Here is a 789-nt window from a genome sequence, read left to right as displayed (position 1 = left end):
CGACCGCCGATCATCGGTGCGGATGGACCACGGAAATCATCCGGTCCAGACGTTCACTCGCGGCGAGAACTTTCGCCAGTCGCATTTCTCGTAACTGGCGATCGTATTCGTTCACAATGGTGGTCAGCGACTCAACGAACGCCTCGCTGAAATGCCATTTGCCGGTTGCCTTGCCGGCATCGAGGATCGCCAAGACCGCTTCTTCGACCTGACGGACGAACGAAAGCTCGAGCATGCCGTGTCCTGCCTCGGTCAGGAAACTGGTCAGCAAGACGGTGTGGGCCAAGACAGTCGCCTCCTGCGCCGCGGCGCGCCCGACGCGGACGGCTTCGAGTGCAACGCGCGCCCGCAACAGAGGGCGTCTGCTTCCTGCCGCGGCATGGGAAGCAGAAGTCGCTTCGACTGAACACGCGCGGGCGTCTTGGGCGATCTCCGCTTTTTGGAAACGGGCATCTCTCAGTTCGCGGCGCTTCGGGCGGGTACTTTCACCTCGAGCGCGACGCGGCTATCAACGGCGGTCATGCCCGATGCCGTCGCAGGACCGGTGCTCGACATTTGACGATCCCGACGAGCGTCGCGTTTTTCTTCTGCAGCCGAAATGAAGGTCATCAACTCGCGATTCAGATCGGCATCCTTCGCACCCGGGCGCCACGGCACACACCCGTGCTTCTTTCGCGTCTCGCGTGCCAGCGCCAGCGCGTCGCGTGCCGCTTTCGCACTCTCGAGACTCACTTCATCACAGAACGCGACCGGGTCGCCAAAGTCGGAGAATGACCCGAGATCTTCACG

1 protein-coding gene and 1 pseudogene are annotated in these 789 nt (G+C 62.2%); both read right to left on the bottom strand.

Features of this window, described 5'->3' with window-relative positions; translation table 11 throughout:
• Positions 1-10: 10 nt before the first annotated feature.
• A complete protein-coding gene (locus tag AWB74_RS44985) occupies positions 11-286 on the bottom strand; it encodes a hypothetical protein (RefSeq protein WP_143749563.1) in 276 nt (91 codons plus the stop codon).
• A 170-nt stretch (positions 287-456) separates the two neighbouring features.
• Positions 457-789: pseudogene (locus AWB74_RS48160) on the bottom strand (hypothetical protein); the annotation flags it as partial.

Source organism: Caballeronia arvi (genome assembly GCF_001544695.2).
In the GTDB taxonomy this organism is placed as follows: domain Bacteria; phylum Pseudomonadota; class Gammaproteobacteria; order Burkholderiales; family Burkholderiaceae; genus Caballeronia; species Caballeronia arvi.
This window is presented reverse-complemented; position numbering and strand designations above follow the sequence as displayed.